This window comes from Stenotrophomonas lactitubi (genome assembly GCF_002803515.1).
Classification (GTDB): domain Bacteria; phylum Pseudomonadota; class Gammaproteobacteria; order Xanthomonadales; family Xanthomonadaceae; genus Stenotrophomonas; species Stenotrophomonas lactitubi.
The window spans coordinates 1,190,463-1,212,723 of sequence record NZ_PHQX01000001.1; the positions used below are offsets into that span (position 1 = coordinate 1,190,463).

Annotated in this window: 27 protein-coding genes; 24 read left to right on the plus strand and 3 right to left on the minus strand. The window is 66.2% G+C overall.

Annotated features, from left to right (window positions below; genetic code table 11):
- Window positions 1–65 precede the first annotated feature (65 nt).
- From kdsA to truD, 8 genes are all read left to right on the plus strand, one after another.
- Window positions 66–896: a 3-deoxy-8-phosphooctulonate synthase gene (gene kdsA, locus CR156_RS05710; protein WP_014036736.1), complete on the plus strand. Its 831-nt coding sequence runs from the start codon at window positions 66–68 to the stop codon at window positions 894–896.
- Window positions 893–1,240 carry a hypothetical protein gene (locus tag CR156_RS05715; protein ID WP_100552134.1) on the plus strand — a complete coding sequence of 116 codons (348 nt, stop codon included), beginning with the start codon at window positions 893–895 and terminating at the stop codon, window positions 1,238–1,240. The genes kdsA and CR156_RS05715 overlap by 4 nt, the downstream gene beginning before the upstream one ends.
- A complete protein-coding gene (locus CR156_RS05720; protein ID WP_100552135.1) occupies window positions 1,240–1,572 on the plus strand; it encodes a hypothetical protein in 333 nt (110 codons plus the stop codon). Before CR156_RS05715 ends, CR156_RS05720 begins: the two co-directional genes overlap by 1 nt.
- Before the next feature lie 97 nt (window positions 1,573–1,669).
- Window positions 1,670–2,962: a phosphopyruvate hydratase gene (gene eno / locus CR156_RS05725; RefSeq protein WP_089240235.1), complete on the plus strand. Its 1,293-nt coding sequence runs from the start codon at window positions 1,670–1,672 to the stop codon at window positions 2,960–2,962.
- 4 nt (window positions 2,963–2,966) lie between these two features.
- The gene (gene ftsB / locus CR156_RS05730) at window positions 2,967–3,317 is read left to right on the plus strand and encodes a cell division protein FtsB (protein WP_089240237.1); all 351 of its coding nucleotides are present in this window, start codon (window positions 2,967–2,969) and stop codon (window positions 3,315–3,317) included.
- Complete coding sequence (ispD, locus tag CR156_RS05735) at window positions 3,314–4,012, plus strand: 2-C-methyl-D-erythritol 4-phosphate cytidylyltransferase (protein WP_100552136.1); 699 nt, start codon at window positions 3,314–3,316, stop codon at window positions 4,010–4,012. Before ftsB ends, ispD begins: the two co-directional genes overlap by 4 nt.
- Window positions 4,013–4,046: 34 nt before the next feature.
- A complete protein-coding gene (gene ispF, locus CR156_RS05740) occupies window positions 4,047–4,544 on the plus strand; it encodes a 2-C-methyl-D-erythritol 2,4-cyclodiphosphate synthase (RefSeq protein ID WP_089240241.1) in 498 nt (165 codons plus the stop codon).
- The gene (truD, locus tag CR156_RS05745) at window positions 4,541–5,572 is read left to right on the plus strand and encodes a tRNA pseudouridine(13) synthase TruD (protein WP_100552137.1); all 1,032 of its coding nucleotides are present in this window, start codon (window positions 4,541–4,543) and stop codon (window positions 5,570–5,572) included. Before ispF ends, truD begins: the two co-directional genes overlap by 4 nt.
- 110 nt (window positions 5,573–5,682) lie before the next feature.
- Here truD and CR156_RS05750 read toward each other — a convergent pair whose 3' ends face one another.
- Entirely contained in the window at window positions 5,683–6,222 is a 540-nt protein-coding gene (locus CR156_RS05750) for a Smr/MutS family protein (protein ID WP_100552138.1), read from the minus strand.
- 209 nt (window positions 6,223–6,431) lie between these two features.
- Here CR156_RS05750 and surE point away from each other — a divergent pair, with 209 nt between their 5' ends.
- Genes surE through CR156_RS05770 form a run of 4 tightly spaced genes read left to right on the plus strand, consistent with a single transcriptional unit; the run spans window position 6,432 to window position 9,301 of the window.
- On the plus strand, window positions 6,432–7,211 hold the full coding sequence (gene surE, locus CR156_RS05755) for a 5'/3'-nucleotidase SurE (protein WP_089240247.1): 780 nt from the start codon (window positions 6,432–6,434) through the stop codon (window positions 7,209–7,211).
- Window positions 7,208–7,885: a protein-L-isoaspartate(D-aspartate) O-methyltransferase gene (locus CR156_RS05760; protein ID WP_100552139.1), complete on the plus strand. Its 678-nt coding sequence runs from the start codon at window positions 7,208–7,210 to the stop codon at window positions 7,883–7,885. Before surE ends, CR156_RS05760 begins: the two co-directional genes overlap by 4 nt.
- A 19-nt stretch (window positions 7,886–7,904) precedes the next feature.
- Window positions 7,905–8,519: a YqaA family protein gene (locus CR156_RS05765; RefSeq protein WP_100552140.1), complete on the plus strand. Its 615-nt coding sequence runs from the start codon at window positions 7,905–7,907 to the stop codon at window positions 8,517–8,519.
- Window positions 8,516–9,301 carry a peptidoglycan DD-metalloendopeptidase family protein gene (locus tag CR156_RS05770; RefSeq protein ID WP_100552141.1) on the plus strand — a complete coding sequence of 262 codons (786 nt, stop codon included), beginning with the start codon at window positions 8,516–8,518 and terminating at the stop codon, window positions 9,299–9,301. Before CR156_RS05765 ends, CR156_RS05770 begins: the two co-directional genes overlap by 4 nt.
- Window positions 9,302–9,497: 196 nt before the next feature.
- Here the strand turns inward: CR156_RS05770 and CR156_RS05775 are convergent, their stop codons facing one another.
- Both CR156_RS05775 and yhbY read right to left on the minus strand, forming a co-directional pair.
- Window positions 9,498–9,872, minus strand: a complete 375-nt coding sequence (locus CR156_RS05775; protein ID WP_100552142.1) for an Mth938-like domain-containing protein — start codon at window positions 9,870–9,872, stop codon at window positions 9,498–9,500.
- 12 nt (window positions 9,873–9,884) lie between these two features.
- On the minus strand, window positions 9,885–10,190 hold the full coding sequence (gene yhbY / locus CR156_RS05780) for a ribosome assembly RNA-binding protein YhbY (RefSeq protein ID WP_025878910.1): 306 nt from the start codon (window positions 10,188–10,190) through the stop codon (window positions 9,885–9,887).
- 64 nt (window positions 10,191–10,254) lie between these two features.
- Between yhbY and rlmE the strand changes: the two genes are divergently transcribed.
- The 12 genes from rlmE to recX all read left to right on the plus strand — a co-directional run bounded on the left by rlmE (window position 10,255) and on the right by recX (window position 22,235).
- Window positions 10,255–10,887, plus strand: a complete 633-nt coding sequence (gene rlmE, locus CR156_RS05785) for a 23S rRNA (uridine(2552)-2'-O)-methyltransferase RlmE (RefSeq protein ID WP_100552143.1) — start codon at window positions 10,255–10,257, stop codon at window positions 10,885–10,887.
- Between the two features lie 66 nt (window positions 10,888–10,953).
- A complete protein-coding gene (gene ftsH / locus CR156_RS05790) occupies window positions 10,954–12,891 on the plus strand; it encodes an ATP-dependent zinc metalloprotease FtsH (protein ID WP_162292006.1) in 1,938 nt (645 codons plus the stop codon).
- Window positions 12,892–12,989: 98 nt separating this feature from the next.
- Window positions 12,990–13,175, plus strand: coding sequence for a hypothetical protein (locus tag CR156_RS05795; RefSeq protein WP_100464731.1), 186 nt, complete (start codon window positions 12,990–12,992; stop codon window positions 13,173–13,175).
- 581 nt (window positions 13,176–13,756) lie between these two features.
- Window positions 13,757–14,653 carry a dihydropteroate synthase gene (gene folP / locus CR156_RS05800; RefSeq protein WP_100552144.1) on the plus strand — a complete coding sequence of 299 codons (897 nt, stop codon included), beginning with the start codon at window positions 13,757–13,759 and terminating at the stop codon, window positions 14,651–14,653.
- Entirely contained in the window at window positions 14,653–15,606 is a 954-nt protein-coding gene (gene miaA, locus CR156_RS05805) for a tRNA (adenosine(37)-N6)-dimethylallyltransferase MiaA (RefSeq protein ID WP_100552145.1), read from the plus strand. Before folP ends, miaA begins: the two co-directional genes overlap by 1 nt.
- Before the next feature lie 95 nt (window positions 15,607–15,701).
- Window positions 15,702–15,977 (plus strand): RNA chaperone Hfq, encoded by a 276-nt coding sequence (gene hfq / locus CR156_RS05810; protein ID WP_025878916.1) that lies wholly within the window; start codon window positions 15,702–15,704, stop codon window positions 15,975–15,977.
- A 14-nt stretch (window positions 15,978–15,991) separates the two neighbouring features.
- Window positions 15,992–17,302: a ribosome rescue GTPase HflX gene (gene hflX, locus CR156_RS05815; protein ID WP_089240267.1), complete on the plus strand. Its 1,311-nt coding sequence runs from the start codon at window positions 15,992–15,994 to the stop codon at window positions 17,300–17,302.
- Window positions 17,303–17,405: 103 nt separating this feature from the next.
- Window positions 17,406–17,900 (plus strand): CinA family protein, encoded by a 495-nt coding sequence (locus tag CR156_RS05820; protein ID WP_100552146.1) that lies wholly within the window; start codon window positions 17,406–17,408, stop codon window positions 17,898–17,900.
- A 35-nt stretch (window positions 17,901–17,935) separates the two neighbouring features.
- Window positions 17,936–19,618, plus strand: coding sequence for a 2-polyprenylphenol 6-hydroxylase (ubiB, locus tag CR156_RS05825; protein WP_100552147.1), 1,683 nt, complete (start codon window positions 17,936–17,938; stop codon window positions 19,616–19,618).
- Window positions 19,619–19,756: 138 nt separating this feature from the next.
- Window positions 19,757–20,392, plus strand: a complete 636-nt coding sequence (gene lexA / locus CR156_RS05830) for a transcriptional repressor LexA (protein ID WP_100552148.1) — start codon at window positions 19,757–19,759, stop codon at window positions 20,390–20,392.
- A gap of 201 nt (window positions 20,393–20,593) precedes the next feature.
- Entirely contained in the window at window positions 20,594–21,634 is a 1,041-nt protein-coding gene (recA, locus tag CR156_RS05835) for a recombinase RecA (protein ID WP_089240273.1), read from the plus strand.
- 109 nt (window positions 21,635–21,743) lie between these two features.
- Entirely contained in the window at window positions 21,744–22,235 is a 492-nt protein-coding gene (gene recX, locus CR156_RS05840; RefSeq protein ID WP_099820106.1) for a recombination regulator RecX, read from the plus strand.
- Window positions 22,236–22,261 lie beyond the last annotated feature (26 nt).

Below are 22,261 nucleotides of genomic sequence, written 5' to 3' on the forward strand. Positions count from 1 at the left end.
CCATCTTGCTCGCTTCAACCCCAGCGCACCGGCACTGCCGGTGTAGCGGACAACAAGGAAACGCCATGAAACTGTGTGGATTCGAGGTCGGGCTGGACCAGCCCCTGTTCCTGATCGCCGGCCCCTGCGTGATCGAGTCGATGCAGCTGCAGCTGGATACCGCCGGCAAGCTGAAGGAAGTGACCGACAAGCTCGGTGTGAACTTCATCTTCAAGTCCAGCTTCGACAAGGCAAACCGCACCTCCGGCACGGCCTTCCGTGGCCCGGGCATGGAAGAGGGCCTGAAGGTGCTGGCCGAGGTCAAGAAGCAGATCGGCGTGCCGGTGCTGACCGACGTGCACGAGTACACCCCGATGGACGAAGTGGCCTCGGTGGTGGACGTGCTGCAGACCCCGGCGTTCCTGGTCCGCCAGACCGACTTCATCCGCAAGGTGTGCTCGGCCGGCAAGCCGGTCAACATCAAGAAGGGCCAGTTCCTGGCGCCGTGGGACATGAAGCCCGTTGTCGAGAAGGCCAAGGCCACCGGCAACGAGCAGATCATGGTCTGCGAGCGTGGCGCCAGCTTCGGCTACAACAACCTGGTCAGCGACATGCGTTCGCTGGCGGTGATGCGCGATACCGGCTGCCCGGTGGTGTTCGATGCCACCCATTCGGTACAGCTGCCGGGCGGGCAGGGCACCAGTTCCGGCGGCCAGCGCGAGCATGTGCCGGTACTGGCTCGCGCCGCGGTTGCCGTGGGCATCTCCGGCCTGTTCGCCGAGACCCATCCGGACCCGTCCAAGGCGTTGTCCGATGGCCCCAATGCGTGGCCGCTGGATCAGATGGAAGCCCTGCTCGAGACCCTGATGGAGCTTGACGCGGTGACCAAGAAGCACGGCTTCTCGCGCTTCGCGTGAGTCAGCACCCGCAGGCGGCGCTGGAGATCCAGCGTCGTCGCCGGCACTGGCGGCAGTGGCCGTGGGGCCCGATTGCACTCGGTCTGGCCTTGCTTTCGGTATCCGGCGTATTCGCCATCGGCATGCTGTTCGGTGCCGGTATGCGTCCGTCCAGTGCGGGCGGTCCGGTAGTGAACCTGCTGCCTTTCGTCATCGCGCTGGCGGTGGCCGAAGTGCTGATCATTTCCGCAGGGCTTTTCGCCGCGGTGCTCGGCTGGCGCCTGAACCGGGGCAGGGTCACCGCTGCACTGGCGATGGTCCTGCTGTCGCTGTGGGTGGGCATCCTGCTGCACGATCTGCTTTGATGAATACGACGCCTGAACCCTCGCGCAGTCGCCCCTGGGGCCTGATCGCCCTGTTGCTGTCGGTGCTCGCCTGGGGCGCGTTGCTGCTGGGCGTGCTGGCCTTCGCCGCCAGCTTCCGGCCGCCGGGGGATGGCAACAACGGCGTGCAGGCTGTGCAGTACTGGATGCTGGGCGCATTGGTCACGCTGGTGCTGTCTTTCGTGGGCAGCCTGGGCGCGATGGTGATGGCCTGGCGACGGGGACGCGGGCCGGTATGCGCGGCCATTGCCGGTGCGCTGCTGGTGATGCTGGTGTCGCTGGTGATGATCGTGATCGGGTCCAGCTGGGGCTGATGCCGCTCAGGCCATTTGGCAAGTGAGGGGTAGCCGGGGATAATCACGCGGCATTCGTTTTTGTCGCCCCCTCTCCATACAGGTAACCGGCCCGACCATGAGTACGATCCGCAGCATCCATGCCCGTGAAATCCTCGACAGCCGTGGCAACCCCACGCTGGAAGCCGAAGTCACCCTGGAGGACGGTTCGTTCGGTCGCGCCGCGGTTCCCTCCGGCGCATCGACCGGCACCAAGGAAGCGGTGGAGCTGCGTGACGGCGACAAGACCCGTTACCTCGGCAAGGGCGTGCGCAAGGCCGTCGACAACGTCAACGGCGCCATCGCCAACGCACTGAAGGGCTTCGAGGCCACCGACCAGGCCGGCCTGGACCGTCGCCTGATCGATCTGGATGGCACCGAGAACAAGGGCCGCCTGGGCGCCAACGCACTGCTGGGTGTTTCCATGGCCGCCGCGCACGCCGCCGCTGCCTCCAGCAAGCAGGCACTGTGGCAGTACCTGGCCAGCAAGACCGGCGCGACCCCGTCGCTGCCGGTGCCGATGATGAACATCATCAACGGCGGCGCGCACGCCGACAACAACGTCGATTTCCAGGAATTCATGGTGCTGCCGGTCGGCTTCACCTCGTTCTCCGAAGCGCTGCGTGCCGGCACCGAAATCTTCCATTCGCTGAAGTCGGTGCTGAAGGGCCACGGCCTGAGCACGGCGGTGGGCGACGAAGGCGGCTTCGCGCCGGACTTCCGCAGCAACGTCGAAGCGCTGGACACCATCCTTGAAGCCATCGGCAAGGCCGGCTACACCGCCGGTGAAGACGTGCTGCTGGGCCTGGACGTGGCCTCCAGCGAGTTCTTCGAGAACGGCAAGTACAACCTGGTCGGCGAGAACAAGCGCCTGACCTCCGAGCAGTTCGTCGACTTCCTCGCCGACTGGGCCGCGCAGTACCCGATCATCACCATCGAAGACGGCCTGGCCGAGAACGACTGGGCGGGCTGGAAGCTGCTGACCGATCGCATCGGCAAGAAGGTGCAGCTGGTCGGCGACGATCTGTTCGTCACCAATCCGAAGATCTTCCAGGAAGGCATCGATTCGGGCACCGCCAACGCGATCCTGATCAAGGTCAACCAGATCGGCACCCTCAGCGAAACCCTCGAAGCGATCGCCATGGCCGACCGTGCCGGTTACGCCGCCGTGGTCTCGCACCGTTCGGGTGAAACCGAAGACACCACCATCGCCGATATCTCGGTGGCCACCACTGCCACCCAGATCAAGACCGGCTCGCTGTGCCGCAGCGATCGCGTGGCCAAGTACAACCAGCTGCTGCGCATCGAGGAAGCTCTCGGTGCCGGCGCGCGTTACGCTGGTCGTGACGCGTTCGTGTCGCTGAAGCGCTGAGCCGATGCGCGACTGGCGCTGGCTGCTGTTGTTGCTGGCCCTGCTGCTGGCATGGCTGCAGTACCGTTTCTGGTTCGGCCCGGGCAATTCGGGTGAAGTGATGATGCTCGAAGCCCAGGTCGCCAACCAGGAGCGGGACAATGACGGTCTGCAGCAGCGTAACGATGCGCTTGCTGCTGAAGTGAAGGACCTCAAGGAAGGCCAGTCCGCCATCGAAGAACGCGCGCGCAGCGAGCTGGGCATGATCAAGCCCGGCGAGAAGTTCTATCGCGTCGTGGAAGATGCACCAACGCGTCCGGCGCAGCCTGCGCCGGTCACGGCCCAGGCCGGTGACCATCCGGCAGACGTGCCATGAGCGCGGCGATCTGGGTGGTTGTTCCGGCCGCAGGGCGCGGCACGCGTTTTGGTGCGCCGTTGCCCAAGCAGTACCTGCAGGCTGGCGGGCAGACCCTGCTCGCCCATACCCTGGACACGCTGCTGGCACACCCGGCCGTGGCCGGGGCGATGGTGGTGATCGGTGCGGACGATGCTGACTGGCCGGGCTGGACCGAATGGGCCGGCAAGCCGGTGCTGACCTGCACCGGTGGCGCCACCCGCGCCGCCTCGGTGCTGGCGGGGCTGCAGGCCCTGCCGGACAGTGTGCGTGCCGATGAATTCGTCCTGGTGCACGACGCGGCGCGTCCGAACCTGTCGCAGGCCGATCTTGGCCGCCTGCTGGAAGTAGGGCGTACCGACCCGGTCGGCGCCATTCTGGCCGCGCCGGTGCGCGACACGCTCAAGCGTGCTGGCGACGATGGCGGCATCGATGGCACCGAACCGCGTGAGCGCCTGTGGCGTGCACTGACGCCGCAGCTGTTCCGCCGTCACCAGCTGATCCGCGCCTTGTCCGAAGCGGCCGCCGCCGGTATCGACGTCACCGACGACGCCATGGCCATGGAGCGCCAGGGCCAGCGCCCGCTGCTGGTGGAAGGCAGCGAGGACAACTTCAAGGTCACCACCCCGGCCGATCTCGATCGTTTCGAATTCGTACTCTCCCGCCGCGCCGGCTGATCGCCCGCGCGGCCCTGCTGCAAGGGCTGCATCCATGAGCACCTCCCCGTTCCCGCCCGTCCGTATCGGTCAGGGCTACGACGTCCATGCCTTCGGTGAAGGCGACCACATCATGCTCGGCGGCGTTGCGGTACCGCACAGCTGCGGCGTGCTTGCGCACAGCGATGGCGACGTGATCCTGCATGCGCTGTGCGACGCCATGCTTGGCGCGATCGCGCTGGGTGACATCGGCCAGCACTTCCCGCCCAGCGACGACCGCTGGAAGGGCGCGGACAGCAGCGAGTTCGTGCGCCACTGCGACAGCCTGCTGCGCGAGCGCGGCTGGCGTGTCGGCAACACCGACATCACCGTGATCTGCGAGCGGCCCAAGGTCGGCCCGCATGCCCTGGCCATGCGTGAGCGCATCGGTGAACTGCTGCAGCTGCCGTTGGATGCGGTCAGCGTCAAGGCCACCACGTCCGAGAAGCTGGGCTTCACCGGCCGCGGCGAAGGCATCGCCGCGCAGGCAGTCGTCCTGCTGGTGGCCGCATGATCCCGCTGCCGCTGGCCTTCGGCGCGCCGCTGCTGCAGGCGCGCATCCGCACCACGCCGGAAGACTTCCAGGTCGATGAACTACCGGCCTTCGAGGCGACGGGTGAAGGTGAGCATCTGCTGCTGCATATCCGCAAGCGTGGTGCGAACACGATGCACGTGGCCAAGGTGCTGGCCAAGTGGGCGGGTCTGCCGGAAATGGCGGTCAGCTATGCCGGCATGAAGGATCGCAATGCGGTCACCACCCAGCGCTTCAGTGTGCATCTGCCCAAGCGCGTCGCGCCGGACCTGGCCGAACTGGCCAGTGACGAGATCGAGGTGATCGAGTCCACCTGGCACAACCGCAAGCTGCAGCGCGGTGCGCTGGCGGGCAACCGCTTCAAGCTGGTGCTGCGCGATGTGCAGGGTGACGCCGCGGCAATCGACGAGCGCCTGCAGCAGATTGCCACGCGCGGCCTGCCGAACTGGTTCGGCGAGCAGCGCTTCGGTCGTGATGGCGGCAATGTACCGGCCGCGCTGGCGATGTTCGGGGGCCGCCGCATGCGCAAGGACCAGCGTTCGCTGCTGTTGTCGGCCGCCCGTTCGGCGCTGTTCAACCGGGTGCTGGCCGCGCGCGTGGAGCACGGCAGCTGGGACCAGCCGCTGCAGGGTGAAGTGTGGATGCTGGACGGCAGCCGCAGCGTGTTCGGTCCCGAGCCGTACAGCGACGTGCTGGCCGAGCGCCTGGCGCGCTTCGACATCCACCCCAGCGCCCCGCTGTGGGGCGAGGGTGAGCTGCGCAGCACTGACGCCGCCCGTGAGCTGGAACTGGCAGCGCTGGATGATGACGAATCCAAGGCGCTGCGTGTCGGCCTGGAAGAGGCGCGGCTGAAGCAGGAGCGACGCGCGCTGCGGCTGCGTCCGGCACTGCTGCAGCACCAGTGGTTGGCCGCTGACGTGCTGGAGCTGTCCTTCGCGCTACCGCCGGGCTGCTACGCCACGGCCGTCCTGCACGAGCTCGGGCCCATCGAAGACGCGTCGCAGGCCTGAAAGAAAATGGGGGCGGAGGCGAAGTGCATCCACGCATGGCGTGGATCTACTTGCTTCCGCTCGCCCCAGTAGATCCACGCCATGCGTGGATGAATCCAGCCGCCAGAACGTCAGCGCCGCGCCAGCAGCACCAGCACTGCGCCGGTGCCACCTTGCCCGGTTGGGGCGGAATGGAACGCCAGCACGTCGTTGCGCAGGCGCAACAGCCGGTCCACCAGGTTCTTCAACACGGGCGCACTGCCATCGGACTGCAGGCCCTTGCCGTGGATGATGCGCACGCAGCCGTACTCGTGGGCGTGCGCCTCCAGCAGGAACTGGCGCAGCATCGTCTCGGCCTGCGCGGCAGTGGCGCCATGCAGGTCCAGTTCGTCCTGCACCGAGTACTGCCCGCGCTTCAAGCGCTGGAACAGGCGTGGCGGCAGGTTGTCGCGCCGATAGCTGGCAACGTCGCCCGCTTCGAGGGGAGTGTTGTCGCGCAGCAGCCGGGCGAACTCACCGGCCGCTTCGGCGTCGTCGCGCTCGGCCATGCGCGCGCGCGGCTTGGGGCGCGGCGCGGCAGGCGCGGGCTCCACTTCCTTGCGCAGCGGCGTCACTTCGCCGATGGCTGCACGGAACAAGGCAGCCGGATCTTCGTCTTCAGGGTGCGACATGCGCACAGGTTAAACCGGCTGCGCGGGTCTGCCTATGACCGTTTGATGCCGGCCGTGACCGCAGACAGGGTAGGACCCAGCGCCCGCTTGCGGCACAATAGTCGGCGCACTTGCGGAGCTGCCTCCTCCTTGGAGGAGACGGGTCGGCTTCGCCCACGATGCAAGGTGACGGGATCGAATTCTTGGAAAATCAAGCGGTTAAATCGAAGATGCGCATCCTGGTCAGCAATGATGACGGTGTCGACGCGGCAGGCATCCGGATGCTTGCGTCCGTGCTGCGCGAGGCCGGGCACGAAGTCACGGTGGTCGCACCCGACCGCGACCGCTCCGGCGCCAGCAATTCGCTGACCCTGGATCTGCCGATCCGGCTCAAGCGCATCGACCACTACACCGTGTCGGTGGCCGGCACGCCTACCGATTGCGTGCATCTTGCGCTGACCGGCCTGCTGGAGTTCGAGCCTGACATTGTCGTGTCCGGTATCAACAACGCCGCCAACCTCGGCGACGACGTGATCTATTCCGGCACCGTGTCGGCGGCGATGGAAGGTCGTTTCCTCGGCCTGCCCGCTGTCGCAGTGTCGCTGGTGACCCGCAACCACGACCCGAAGCATTTCGAGACGGCGGCGCGTGCCGCGGTGGAGATCGTTGCCCGGCTGAAGGCCGATCCGCTGCCGGCCGACACCATCCTCAACGTCAATGTGCCGGACCTGCCGTGGAGCGAGGTCAAGGGCTTCGAAGTCACCCGCCTGGGCAATCGCCATCGCGCCGAAGGCTGCATCGCGCAGAAAGACCCGCGCGGCAACGAGGTGTACTGGATCGGTCCGGCCGGCCGCGAGCAGGACTCCGGCCCGGGCACTGATTTCCATGCGGTGCGCACCGGCCACATTTCGATCACCCCGATCCAGGTCGACCTGACCCGCTACCAGGCGCTGGAAAAGGTCGCCAGCTGGGTCGGCGGCCTTACCGCCGCGCTGGACCAGCCGGCATGAGCCCACGCCTGCGCCTGCAGCCGGAAGCGGTCGGCATCGGCATGACCTCGCAGCGCGTGCGTGACCGCCTGGTCGACCGCCTGCGCGAGGCCGGCATCGTCGACGAGTCGACGCTGAACGCGATCCGGGTGGTGCCACGTCATCTGTTCATCGACGAGGCCCTGGCCTCGCGCGCGTATGAAGACACCGCGCTGCCGATCGGCCACGGCCAGACCATTTCGCAGCCGTGGGTGGTCGCGCGGATGACCGAGGCCGTGCTGCAGGTGACACCCAAGAAGGTGCTCGAAGTGGGTACCGGTTCTGGCTACCAGGCGGCGGTGCTCGGCGCGCTGGGGCTGGAGGTCTATACCGTCGAGCGCATCGGCGACCTGCTGCGGCAGGCGCGCAAGCGCTTCCGCGCGCTGGGCATGAACATCCGCACCAAGCACGACGACGGCCGCGTTGGCTGGGCCGAGCATGGCCCGTTCGACGCCATCGTGGTCACCGCCGCCGCACCGGCGCTGGTCGATGCCCTGGTCGAGCAGCTGGCCGAAGGGGGCCGTCTGGTCGCCCCGGTCGGTGGCGCGGGCGCACAGTCGCTGGTGCAGCTTGACCGCAAGGACGACGGCAGCATCGAACAACGCGTGCTGGCGCCGGTCACCTTCGTGCCGCTGCTGTCTGGCATGCTCGATTGAATCCACGGAGCAGGGTCGCATGAAGATTTTCGGGCCGCTGTACGAGCGGGCGATGAAGTGGGCCGCGCACGAGCGCGCGCCGACCTATCTGATGGTGCTGAGCTTTTTCGAAGCCATCATCTTCCCGGTGATGCCGGAAGTGATGCTGGCGCCGATGTGCGTGGCCCAGCCCAAGCGCGGCTGGTGGTTCGCCACCCTCAGCCTGGCCGGCTCGATGGTCGGCGCGGTGGTCGGTTACGCGCTGGGCCACTACGCATTCGAGGCGGTCAAGCCGATGTTCGAGGCGCTGGGCATGCTGCCGGCGATCGAGCAGGGCATCGCTACCGTGCAGGCCAAGATGGTGGAGTCGCCCTGGGCGGTGTTCACCTTCCTGGTGCTCGGCGGCTTCATGCCGATTCCGATGAAGGTCTTCACGTGGGCATCGGGTATCGTCGGCGTGCCGATGCCGCAGTACCTGTTGAGCATGTTGATCGGTCGTGGCAAGCGCGTGTTCGTGCTGGCCGCGGTCATCCGTATCGGTGGTGCGCGCGCCGAAGCAGCGCTGCGCCGATGGATTGAACCGCTGGGCTGGATCGCCACCGCGTTGGTGGTGGTGCTGATCGCCTGGCTTGTATGGAGGTCGAAGTTCGCATGAGTGCAGATCGTCTGAGCAAGGGAGTGCGCATCGGCGCACTGGCGTTGCTGGTATCCACCCTGGCCGCCTGTGGCACCGCCACCGTGGTCCGGCCCAGTGGCAGCGGCGGTAGTGGCGTCAGCACGCCGAAGACGTCGGTGCCCAAGCCGGGGCAGAACGTGGTTGTGCGCAAGGGCGACACCATCTACGCACTGGCCCGCATCCACGACATCACCCCGGCCGACCTGATCGCCTGGAACAACCTGGACAATCCGTCGACCATTTACCCGGGGCAGGTGATCCGCCTGTATCCGGCTGGGTCCGGTGGCGGCCGTGCGCCGACCACCGTGGTCACCGCACCGCGTCCGGGTGGCAGCACGTCCGGCGGCAGTACCGCGCCGACGCCGGGTCCGGCCGGTCCGGTCAAGAGCAACATCGCCTGGCGCTGGCCGGCCGATGGCGCAGTCGTCGGCCGCTACGTGGCTGGCGATGCGACCAAGCAGGGCGTGGACATCGCCGGCACCAGCGGCGCACCGGTGAAAGCCACCGCCAATGGCGTCGTGGTGTATTCCGGCGCCGGTCTGGTCGGCTATGGCGAGCTGATCATCATCAAGCACAGCGACCAGTGGCTGTCGGCCTATGGCCACAATCGCAAGCGCCTGGTCAATGAAGGGCAGAGCGTGAAGGCCGGCGAGCAGATCGCCGAGATGGGCCGTACCGGTGCCAACCGCGACATGCTGCACTTCGAGATCCGCTACAACGGCAAGCCGGTCGACCCGCAGCAGTATCTGCCGGCGAAGTGATCGGACATTCGCCTTCCGGGCGGATCCCCGGCCCGGCGCAGCGCGCCGGGCCATGCCCGGCATGCTGATCTGTAGAGCCGAGCCAATGCTCGGCTGCCTTTCCGTCGCTGCACGGCGCCGCGCGAGTATCGGCTCGGGCGCTACGAATGGGGCGTGATCCAGGCGAGCGCCGGGCCATGCCCGGCGGCTTCAGGCCTCAGCCTTCCAGAATGAAGGCGGCCGCCACCTTGCGGCCTTCGCCGGCAAGGATGTTGAAGGTGCGCGCGGCAGCCGGATTGTTCATCACTTCCAGGCCGATACCACGCGACAGGCAGGCGGCCATCACAACCGCCGGCGGGAACGCCTGGCGCTCGCCGGTGCCGAGCAGTATCAACGCCGGCTTCAGTGCCAGGATCGGCTCCAGGTCAGCCACCTGCAGCGCCGTGACGTCGGTCACCGGCCACAGCTCGACCAGCTGGTCTGGCGTCAGGAAGAAGCTGCGGCCCAGAACGCGATCATTCACCCGTGCCGAGCGACCGTCAGCGGCGCGCAGGCTGTAGGCGTAGTCGGGCAGTTCGTGGTTCAGCTGCATGGCAGGGACCGATCAGCCGCGCGGCAGCACGATCTGGCGGTGTTCCTTGCTCGGGCGATACAGCACGGCCACATGGCCGATACGCTGCACCAGCGCACTGTCGGTGGCCTGCACGATCTCGCCGATCATCACGTCGCGGGCGTCACGGTCTTCGGCGGCAACCTTCACCTTGACCAGTTCGTGGCGCTCCAGCACTTCGTTCAGCTCGGTCAGGAAGGCCGGCGTGACGCCCTTGCCGCCGGTCTGCAGCAGGGCCTTCAGGTCGTGGGCTTGGCCGCGCAGGAAACGGGTCTGGGAAGGGGTCAAGGCAGTGGGCATGCAGAAAACACGGTTGAATGGGACGATCAGGGTATCATGGCGACCCCCTCAGCCCCTATTTACAATGGCTACCCGCAGCAAAAGCAGCCAGCGCTGGCTCAAGGAACACTTCTCCGACCCCTTCGTGAAGAAGGCCCAGGCCGAAGGCATGCGCTCCCGTGCGGCCTACAAGCTTGAAGAGCTGCTCGAACGTGACCGGCTGCTGAAGCCGCATATGGTGGTGGTTGACCTTGGCGCGGCGCCGGGCGGCTGGTCTCAGCAGGTTCGGAGACAGATTGGCGATACCGGCCGCGTGCTTGCCCTGGACATCCTGGACATGCCGCCGCTGGCCGGTGTGGAGTTCCTTCATGGTGACTTCAGGGAAGAAACCGTCCTATCGGAGTTTGAAGCCATGCTCGGGGATCAGCCGGTAGACCTTGTGCTGTCGGACATGGCCCCCAATAAGAGTGGTGTGGGCGCGGTCGACCAGCCGCGGATGATGCACCTGGCGGAGCTGGCCATGGATTTTGCCGACAACCACCTCAAGACCGGTGGGGCATTCCTGATCAAGCTGTTCCAGGGCGAAGGCTTTGACGACTACGTGCGTGATATGCGCCGCCGGTACGACAAGGTCTCCATCCGCAAGCCGGAAGCCTCGCGCAAGCGCTCTCCCGAGGTGTATGCCTTGGGTCAGGGAAAACGCGCCCACATGAAGTAAGCTCGACCCCGTAAGTTCGACCCCAACGCAACGCCAGCACTAAGAGGAACACCGGAGCCAATGAGGATGAACGACTTGACCAAGAACCTCCTGCTATGGGTGGTCGTCGCCGTCGTGCTGATGGTGGTCTTCCAGAGCTTCTCACCCAAGACCTCAGGGGCCGGGGCGCAGGGCGCTTCGTACTCGCAGTTCCTGGACCAGGTGGACACCGGCAACGTGCAGAAGGTCGCCTTCGGCGGCGATACGCGCGGTGGTACCAGCCAGATCACCTACACCACCCGTGGTGGACAGTCGTCCACCATCACCGCGCCGTTCGATCGCGACCTGATCAACGTGCTGCGCACCAAGAATGTCGAGATCGTGCAGGAAGAGCCGTCCAGCGGCATCTCCCTCGGCGCGATCCTGATGAATTTCCTGCCGGTCATCCTGATCATCGGCTTCTGGTTGTTCATCATGCGGCAGATGCAGGGCGGTGGCGGCGGCGCCAAGGGCGCGATGTCCTTCGGCAAGTCGCGCGCCAAGCTGCAGGGCGAAGACCAGATCAAGGTCACCTTCGCCGACGTTGCCGGTTGCGACGAGGCCAAGGAAGAAGTCGGCGAACTGGTCGACTTCCTGCGTGACCCGTCCAAGTTCACCAAGCTCGGCGGCAAGATTCCGCGCGGCGTGCTGATGGTTGGCCCGCCGGGTACCGGCAAGACGCTGCTGGCCAAGGCCATCGCCGGCGAAGCCAAGGTGCCGTTCTTCTCGATCTCCGGTTCGGACTTCGTGGAGATGTTCGTCGGCGTCGGCGCCAGCCGTGTGCGCGACATGTTCGAGCAGGCCAAGAAGCACGCGCCGTGCATCATCTTCATCGATGAAATCGACGCCGTCGGCCGTCACCGTGGTGCCGGCCTGGGCGGCGGTCATGACGAGCGCGAGCAGACCCTGAACCAGCTGTTGGTCGAGATGGATGGTTTTGAGGGCGGCGAAGGCGTGATCGTGATCGCAGCCACCAACCGTCCGGACGTGCTGGACCCGGCGCTGCTGCGTCCGGGCCGCTTCGACCGCCAGGTGGTGGTCGGTCTGCCTGACGTGAAGGGCCGCGAGCACATCCTCAAGGTGCACATGCGCAAGCTGCCGCTGGCCGACGACGTCGTGCCGATGGTGATCGCGCGTGGTACCCCGGGCTTCTCCGGTGCCGACCTGGCCAACCTCTGCAACGAGGCCGCCCTGTTCGCCGCCCGTGGCAACGAGAAGGAGGTCCGCATGGACCACTTCGATCGTGCCCGCGACAAGATCCTGATGGGTGCCGAGCGCCGTTCGATGGCCATGAGCGAGGAGGAGAAGACCCTCACCGCCTACCACGAAGCCGGTCACGCCATCGTCGGCCGCCTGGTGCCGGAACATGACCCGGTCTACAAGGTCACGATCATTCCGCGCGGCCGTGCGCTGGGTGTGACCATGTACCTGCCGGAAGGCGACAAGTACTCGATCAACCGCGTGGCGATCAACTCGCAGCTGTGCTCGCTGTATGGCGGTCGCGTTGCCGAAGAACTGATCTTCGGGCCGGACAAGGTCACCACCGGTGCGTCCAACGACATCGAGCGTGCCACCAAGATGGCCCGCAACATGGTCACCAAGTGGGGCCTGTCGGAGACCCTGGGACCGATCGCCTACGGTGAAGAGGACGATGAAGTGTTCCTCGGCCGTTCGGTCACCCAGCACAAGAGCGTGTCCAACGACACTGCGCGCCGCATCGATGAGGAAGTGCGCAGCATCCTGGACAAGGCCTATGCCCGGACCACCGAGCTGCTGACCGCCAACGTCGACAAGCTGCATGCGATGACCCAGCTGCTGCTGCAGTACGAGACCATCGACGCGCCGCAGATCGACGCCATCATGGAAGGCCGCGATCCGCCGCCGCCGATGGGTTGGACCAAGTCGAGCAAGGACGATGGCGGCAATGACAAGGGTGGCGACGCCCGTCCGCTGCCGCCGATCGCCGGTCCGGCCGAATCGATCTGACGGCCTGCCGTACGCAATGCAAGACGAGGCCGGGGCAACCCGGCCTTGTTGTTTCCGGGCCCCGGCCCATCCGATCCCGACAGTCCGCTGGAGTCCGCATGTCCGCCCCCAAGCCTGAACCGATTTCCCACACTGCCGAGATGGTGATCGCCACCGTGGTCGGCGTCGCCGTCGGCCTGACCGTGGACAATCTGCTGCTGGGCTGTGGCGTGGGCATCGCAGTGGGCATCCTGCTGAGCATCATCAAGACGCTGTACGTAGACCGGAAGCGTCGGCGCAAGTAGGGTTCTGCGGCAGGGCTGCGCCCTGCACCCGCAGAGGCGGTAGTGCCGGCCGCTGGCCGGCAACCTCAACAGCAACAGCAACAGCCGGCTTTCCGTGGGATGGCGGGGCGGTGTCGGATTGCGGGGACGCCGTGAACCCATCCCTGGGGGCTTGGCAGCCGCATCCATGCGGCTGACACCCCGCAATCCGACACCGCCCCGCCTTCGACAATTTCCCGCTGCTGTTGGGCTGCTGTTGGTAGGTGTCGACCTTGGTCGACACGTAGATCCACGCCATGCGTGGATGCTCTTCGTTCAATTGTCGACATATTCGATTCCGATGGAGATTCATCCACGCATGGCGTGGATCTACCGGCCACCGGGAAACTGTCGAAGGCGGGGCATTGTGGGTTTGCGGGGTGTGAGCCGCATGGATGCGGCGACCAAGCCTCCATGGACGGATTCACGGCGTCCCCGCAAACCCACAGTGCCCCGCGATCCCACGGAATGCAGCCGTTGCTGTTGCTCCAGCCCTGGCCTCTGCGGGTGCAGGGCGCAGCCCTGCCGCCGTAAACTAACCTTCGTTGCCCGCAGGATCTGCCATGTTCGATATCTCTCCCCAGCTCGATTGCGCCGGCCGCATCCTGCGCCTGGACCGTGCCCGGGTCATGGGGATCGTCAACGTCACCCCGGATTCGTTCTCCGACGGCGGTGCCCATGACACCACCGAAGCGGCGGTCGCGCATGGCCTGAAGCTGGTGGAGGAGGGCGCCGACCTGCTCGACATCGGCGGCGAATCCACCCGCCCGGGTGCGGCGCCGGTGTCGATCGACGAAGAGCTGCGTCGTGTCGTCCCGGTCATCGAGCAGCTGGCGGCGCGCACGTCGGTGCCGATCAGCATAGACACCTTCAAGCCGGAGGTGATGCGTGCCGCAGTGGCTGCAGGGGCCGGGATGATCAACGACATCTTCGGCCTGCGCCAGGATGGCGCGTTGGAGGCCGCGGCAGACACTGGCGTGCCAGTGGTGCTGATGCACATGCAGGGCGAGCCGGGCCACATGCAGGCCGACCCGCAGTACGACGATGTCGTCACCGAGGTGCATGGCTTCCTGGTGCAGCGCTTGTTCGCCGCCGAGATGGCCGGCATCGCCAAGAAGAATCTGCTGATCGATCTTGGCTTCGGCTTCGGCAAGAGCACCGCGCACAACATCACCCTGCTGGCCCGTTCCGAGCGCTTTCTCGAGCTGGGCGTGCCGATGCTTGCCGGGCTGTCGCGCAAACGCAGCCTGGGCGAGCTGACCGGTCGCGAGTCGCCGGCAGAGCGGGTCGCTGCATCCGTGGCCGCACACCTCATCGCCGTGCAGCGCGGTGCCCGTATCGTGCGCGTGCACGATGTGGCGGCGACGGTCGATGCCTTGAAGGTCTGGCAGGCGGTCGACGCGGTGCCCGCTGTCCGGGTGGATGCCAAGCCGACCCTCCGCTGGCCGGACGAAGACTGATGGCAGTGGATCAGCGGCCGCTGGCGATCGCCGTGATGGGCCCGACCGCCAGCGGCAAGACCGCGACCGCGATCGCGCTGGCGCAGCAGCTGGATGGTGAAATCGTCAGCGTCGATTCGGCGCTGGTCTATCGCGGGCTGGATATCGGTTCGGCCAAGCCTGATGCCGGCGAACGCGCGCTGGCAGCGCACCACCTGCTGGACCTGCGCGATCCCTGGCAGACCTATTCGGCCGCTGAGTTCGCCGCCGATGCCGGCCGCGTGGTGGCCGACATCGTCGCCCGGGGCAAGACGCCGATCCTGGCCGGCGGCACGGGCCTGTACTTCCGTGCGCTGCTGCAGGGACTGTCGCCGATGCCGGAAGCAGACCCGGCGATGCGCGACGTGCTGAGCGCCGAGGCTGCCGAGCGTGGCTGGGCGGCCCTGCATGCCGAACTTGCCACCGTCGATCCCGCCGCCGCTGCACGCATCCATGCCACCGATCCGCAACGCATCCAGCGGGCGCTGGAGGTCTACCGGCTGACCGGCACGCCGATCAGTGAATGGCAGCGCCGCCCCGGCGTCGCCCCGTTGCCGGTGCGTACATTGAAGCTGATTCTGGCGCCGCGCGACCGCGCCGTGCTGCACCACCGCATCGAGGCGCGCTTCGACGCCATGCTCGCCCAGGGCTTTCTCGATGAAGTGCGCGCGCTGCGTGCGTTGCCGGACATGCAGGCGGTCGCCACGCCGCTGGACCTGCCAGCCGTCCGCGCGGTCGGGTATCGCCAGGCCTGGGAGTACCTGGACGGCGAGGGGGACGAGGCCCGCTTCCGTGACAAGTCCATTTTCGCCACCCGGCAACTGGCCAAGCGCCAGCTGACCTGGCTGCGCGGCGAGCTTGATGCGCGCTGGTTCGACCCCCATATGGATGGGGAGCGCCTGGCAGGCGCGGTGTCGACCTTCGTTGCACGCTGAACCGACGCTGGCCGTGTACCATCATGGGCCGGCAAGCGGCTCGGGGGCCGCGGCAACCGCCGGCTACCAATAAGAACAATAATCAGGAGTGTGCAATGTCCAAGGGGCAATCGCTGCAGGATCCTTTCTTGAATGCACTGCGGCGCGAGCGCGTGCCGGTTTCGGTGTACCTGGTCAACGGCATCAAGCTGCAGGGCACGATCGAATCGTTCGATCAGTTCGTGGTCCTGCTGCGCAACACCGTCAGCCAGATGGTCTACAAGCACGCCATTTCCACCGTGGTGCCGGCGCGCAACGTCAAGGTCGGCCCGGGTGGTGGGTACGTGCAATCAGGTGAGGATGGTCAGGCGGGTGATGAAGCAGACGAATGATGTTGGAGCGGTGAATGTTTGACCGCTCGAAAAAGGGCGAACACGCCCTGTTGATCCAGCCGCATTTTGGCAAGCTGGAAGACGATGTGCTGGAAGAATTCGGTGATCTGGCCCGGTCGGCTGGGGCCAGCATCGCGGTGACCATCACCGCGCGCCTGGATCGCCCGAACCCATCGACCCTGCTCGGCAGCGGCAAGCTGGATGAGATCAAGGCCGCCGCCGAAGCAACCGGCGCAGACCTGATCCTGGTCAACCACGCGTTGAGCCCGGGTCAGGAACGCAATCTGGAACGTTTCCTGGAGCGCCGGGTTATCGACCGTACCGGTCTGATCCTGGACATCTTTGCCCAGCGTGCGCGCAGCCATGAAGGCAAGCTGCAGGTCGAGCTGGCCCAGCTGCGCCATATGGCGACACGGCTGGTGCGCGGCTGGACCCATCTGGAGCGCCAGCGTGGTGGTTCGATCGGCCTGCGCGGCCCGGGTGAAACCCAGCTGGAAACCGATCGTCGCCTGCTGCAGAAGCGGGTTGAACAGCTGCAGAAGCGGCTGGAAAAAGTCGAAGTACAGCGCACCCAGATGCGCCGTGCGCGTGTGCGCAGCGAGTTGCCGCGCGTGGCCCTGGTGGGCTACACCAATGCCGGCAAATCGACCTTGTTCAATGCGATGACCGGCGCCGAGGCCTATGCGGCTGACCAGTTGTTCGCGACCCTGGATCCGACCGTGCGCCGGATCGCCGTGCCCGGTGGCAACGTCGTCCTGGCCGATACGGTGGGTTTCGTACGCGACCTGCCGCATGACCTGGTGGCGGCCTTCCGCTCGACCCTGTCTGAAGCGCGGGAAGCGGATTTCCTGCTGCACCTTGTCGATGCCGCCGATCCGCACCGCGAGGAGCGCATCGCCCAGGTCGACGAAGTGCTGACCGCCGTCGGTGCTGGCGACCTGCCGCAGTTGCTGGTGTTCAACAAGATCGACCGCATCGAGGGTGCCGACGTTCGCCACGATGGCCAGGACGGCGTGCCGGATGAATCGCGGCGTGAGCGGGTGTGGATTTCCGCACGCGACGGGCAGGGCATCGAGCTGTTGCAGGCCGTGCTCGGCAAGCGCTTGGGTCTGCAGCACGTCACCGGCGAGCTGCGCCTGCCGCCCAGTGCCGGCCGTCTGCGCGCGCGCCTGCACCAGCTGGAAGTGGTCCGCAGTGAACAGGCCGATGAAGAAGGCTGGCTGTTGCAGGTCGATCTTCCCATCGCCGAGGCCGAGAAGCTGGCGGCCAGCGCCGATGGCGAGCCGATCCGGGCCCTGCTGCCGGAAAAGCTGCCCGAATGGTGAGGTAGTGCCGGCCGCTGGCCGGCAGTTCCTGCGGCCCCGTGCCGCGACACCACCTTGCGATCTGCGGTACAACGTGCAGGTTCTTCACCTTTCAGCTACCCCGATGTCCTTCCCGACCGACACCGAACTCAACGCCCAGGCCGCTGCGCTGGGCCAGCGCCTGCAGCAGGCTTCGCTGCAGCTGGTGACTGCTGAAAGCTGCAGCGGTGGCTGGATCGCCAAGTGCATGACCGACATCGCCGGTTCCTCGGCGTTCTTCGACTGCGGCATGGTGGTTTACAGCTACGAAGCCAAGCAGCGCCTGCTCGGCGTGCGCGCGCAGACGCTGGAACAGTTCGGTGCGGTCAGCCGCGAAGCCGTGCTGGAGATGGTGTCCGGGGCGCTGGTCAATTCCGGCGCCGGCATCGCGGTGGCCGTGACCGGTATCGCAGGGCCGGGCGGTGGCAGCCCGGACAAGCCGGTTGGCAGTGTCTGGATCGGCTGGAAGCGCCGCGGCGGCTATGCCCGTGCCGAACTGTTCCAGTTCGACGGTGACCGTGAAGCCATCCGCCGGCAAACCGTAGCGGCGGCATTGCACGGTATCGACGCCCAGCTGTGACATGCTGCTCCGGCAATCAACCGGAGTAGGCAACGATGTGGGAGACGCTGGGCACCGTCCGTGACCTTGGCCGGCTGCAGGAAATCGCCGCCGTCCTGATCCGCTACGGCTTCGGCGACGTCGTGCGGCGCATCGGCCTGGCCACGGTACTGGAACGTACCGGCCGCCTGCTGCACTGGAACGAGGAGCGGCAGGAGATGCTGCGGATGACCGCGCCGGTGCGCGTGCGCAGCGCCCTGCAGGATCTCGGGCCGACCTTCGTGAAGCTGGGCCAGGTGCTCGCCACCCGCGTCGACCTGCTGCCGCCGGACTGGATCGCCGAACTCTCCGAGTTGCAGAACGCGGTCCCTGCATTGCCCTACGAGAAGATCCGCGAACAACTGGAGGCCGATCTCGGTGCGTCTCCGTCGCAGGTGTTCGCCTTCCTTGATGAAACCCCGATGGCCGCTGCTTCGTTGGCCCAGGCCCACCGTGCGCGGCTGCGCGATGGCCGCGAAGTGGTGTTGAAGGTGCGTCGCCCGGGTATCCGTGACGTGGTTGAAGCCGATCTGCGGTTGCTGGCACGGCTGGCCGAGATCGTCGAAGCCCGGCTGCCGGACCTGCGCCGTTACCGGCCCGCCGAGGTGGTGCAGCAGTTCACCGTGTCGCTGCGGCGCGAGCTGGATTTCGCCGCGGAGTGCCGCAATGCCGAGCGCATCGCGCGCAACTTCGAGGGACGTGACGACATCCTGATTCCGGCGGTGCACTGGCAATGGACCTGCGAAAGCCTGAATGTGCAGGACTTCGTCGACGGCATCGCCGGGCGTGATCTGGCCGGTGTCGATGCGGCCGGCCTCGACCGCCGTGAACTGGCCCGGCGTGGTGCCGACATCGTATTGAAGATGGTGCTGGAGGACGGCAGCTTCCACGCCGATCCACACCCGGGCAACATCATCTACCTGCGTGATGGCCGCATCGGTGTGATCGATTTCGGCATGGTTGGCGCCTTGTCGGAGGTACGCCGCTTCCAGGTCGCACAGCTGCTGCATGGCCTGGTGGAACAGGACCCGCAGGGCGTGGCCGATGTGCTGCTGGACTGGGCGGGCGGCGTGGAGGTGGACGAGAACCGGTTGCAGCACGACATCAGCCTGTTCGTCGACCAGTACCGTGGCGTGCCGCTGAAGGACCTGCGCATCGGCCTGATGCTGGGCGACATCACCCAGCTGCTGCGCAGCTACAACCTGACCCTGCCGGCGGATCTGGCATTGATGATCAAGGCCTTCCTGACCCTGGAGGGCATGGGCCGCCAGCTCGACCCGGATTTCGACATGGCCAGCGCCGCGCGCCCGTTCCTGGAGCGGGTGGTACTGCAGCGCTATGCGCCGCGGGCGCTGTTCAAGCGTGGCCGACGCAGTCTGCTGGGCATGATCGACTTTGCCGGTGAACTGCCGCGGGATCTGCGCAAGCTGGTGCAGGCTGCACGTCGTGGCCGCCTGCAGTTGAAGGTCGAGACCAGCGCGCTGCAGGGGTTTGGCGACCAGGTCAATCGCGCCGCGAACCGGATGGTGATGGGGATCGTCACCGCGGCCCTGATCATCGGTTCTTCGATCGTGATGCACAGCGTAGGCGGCGTCTCCAGTCGCTGGCTGCTGGCGCTGGGCGTGTGCGGTTTCATCGGCGCAGGGTTCTGCGGGGTGTGGATCCTGTTCTCGATCTGGCGCAGCGGCAAGCACACGTAGTGTGCCTGCCGCGGCGGTTCCCACCAGGAACCGCGGAATCGCGCAGCGATTCCTGTAGAGCCGACCGCTGGTCGGCTGCTTTCGGCTTGTCGCCCCCGGCACTTGCAGTCCAAGGTGTTAGTAGTAATACTACTAACCATGGACCTGACCGACACCCAGCAGGCGATCCTGCAGTTGATCGCCGAGCGTATCGAGAGCGAAGGGGCACCCCCTTCGCAGACTGAAATCGCACGTGCCTTCGGCTTCAAGGGGGTGCGAGCAGCGCAGTACCACCTGGAGGCGCTGGAGCAGGCCGGGGCGATCCGCCGCGTACCGGGCCAGGCACGCGGCATCCGCCTGGTGCAGGCGCCATCGGTGGAGAAGGTTGCCGAGCCGGGCCTGCCAGACAGCGTACTGCGCCTGCCGATCCTGGGACGGGTCGCGGCGGGTCTGCCGATCGGCGCCGACATCGGCTCGGATGATTTCGTGGTGCTGGACCGGGTGTTCTTCTCGCCGGCGCCAGACTACCTGCTGAAGGTGCAGGGCGACTCGATGATCGACGAAGGCATCTTCGATGGCGACCTGATCGGTGTGCACCGCACCCGTGACGCCCATTCGGGGCAGATCGTGGTGGCCCGCATCGATGACGAGATCACCGTCAAGCTGTTGAAGATCGCCAAGGACCGGATCCGGTTGCTGCCGCGCAATCCCGATTACAAACCGATCGACGTGCTTCCTGACCAGGATTTCTCGATCGAGGGCCTGTACTGCGGGCTGCTGCGACCGAACCGTTGACGATTCACCCTGCATTTCCCGCGGTCTTTTGTGGCGATTCTCTGGTTCTGCTGAGGTTGGTACGGATGTCCGATAATTTTTTTCCGAACGCCGGGCAGAATCTCAGCCTGTGCGATACGCCAGCCTTAAAGTGAACCCATGGCCAAGAAGACTTCCAAAGACAGCACCTCCAACGACGTGACCTCTGCAAGGACCAATCCGATGGACGAGAACAAGAAGCGCGCCCTCGCTGCAGCTCTGGGCCAGATCGAAAAGCAGTTCGGCAAGGGCTCGGTGATGCGCATGGGCGACCGTGTGGTCGAGCCCGTCGAGGCGATTCCGACCGGTTCTCTGATGCTGGATATCGCATTGGGCATTGGTGGCCTGCCCAAGGGGCGCGTCGTGGAAATCTACGGTCCGGAATCCTCCGGCAAGACCACGTTGACCCTGCAGGCCATCGCCGAGTGCCAGAAGCTGGGTGGTACGGCCGCCTTCATCGATGCCGAGCACGCGCTGGACCCGATCTACGCAGGCAAGCTGGGCGTGAACGTCGACGATCTGCTGCTGTCGCAGCCGGATACCGGTGAGCAGGCGCTTGAAATCGCCGACATGCTGGTCCGCTCCGGCTCGGTCGACATCCTGGTGGTCGACTCGGTGGCCGCATTGACCCCGAAGGCTGAAATCGAAGGCGAGATGGGCGACCAGCTGCCAGGTCTGCAGGCCCGTCTGATGAGCCAGGCGCTGCGCAAGCTGACCGGCAACATCAAGCGTTCCAATACGCTGGTGGTATTCATCAACCAGCTGCGTCACAAGATCGGCGTGATGATGCCGGGCCAGAGCCCGGAAGTGACCACCGGCGGCAACGCGCTGAAGTTCTACGCTTCGGTGCGCCTGGACATTCGTCGTATCGGTGCGATCAAGAAGGGCGACGAGATCATCGGCAACCAGACCAAGATCAAGGTCGTCAAGAACAAGCTGGCTCCGCCGTTCAAGCAGGTCATCACCGAGATCCTGTACGGCGAGGGCATCAGCCGCGAAGGCGAACTGATCGACATGGGTGTGGAGGCCAAGCTGGTCGAGAAGGCTGGCGCCTGGTACAGCTACGGTGAAGAGCGCATCGGCCAGGGCAAGGACAACGCCCGCGGCTATCTGCGCGACAACCCGCAGGTTGCGGCCAAGCTCGAGGCCGAGCTGCGCGAGAAGTTCCAGCCGAGCGAAGCCGCCCGCGAGCAAGGCGACGACGAAGACGGCGACGACGAGTAAGGCTTGCTGTGGGGCAGGGCGGCGCCGTCAGTGACGTCGCCCTGTCCTGCAGATTCGGTTTCCCCGACGGGGGACGCGCCAGGGACGGCGCATTTGATTGAAGGCGAGCATGAACGATTCCGACGCCCCGGAACCCGGCCGCAAGCGCCGCGTACGCGAACAGACGCCTGTCCAGCGCGCCCTGGGGTTGCTGGTGCGGCGTGAGCATTCGCGCAAGGAGTTGACCCGCAAGCTGACCTCCCGTGGTATCGAGGGCGAGGCGGCACAGGCCGCGGTCGACAAGCTGACCGAGGCTGGCTGGCAGGACGACACCCGGTTTGCCGAGAATCTGGTGCGTATGCGCGCCAATACCGGCTACGGCCCCATCCATGTGCGGGCCGAACTGGGTACCCATGGACTGGACAGCGAGCAGATCGCTGCCGCCATGGAGACCTTTGAAGGCGACTGGACAGAGAACGCCCGGGATCTGGTCCGACGCCGCTTCGGTGAGGCTGGCCCGCAGGACCTGGCGCAGCGTCGCAAGGCCGCCGATCTGCTGGCTCGCCGGGGCTTTGATGGCGACAGCATCCGCCGTGCGACCCGATACGATCCGGACGACTGAGACTGATGGCGCCGGGCCTGATACCC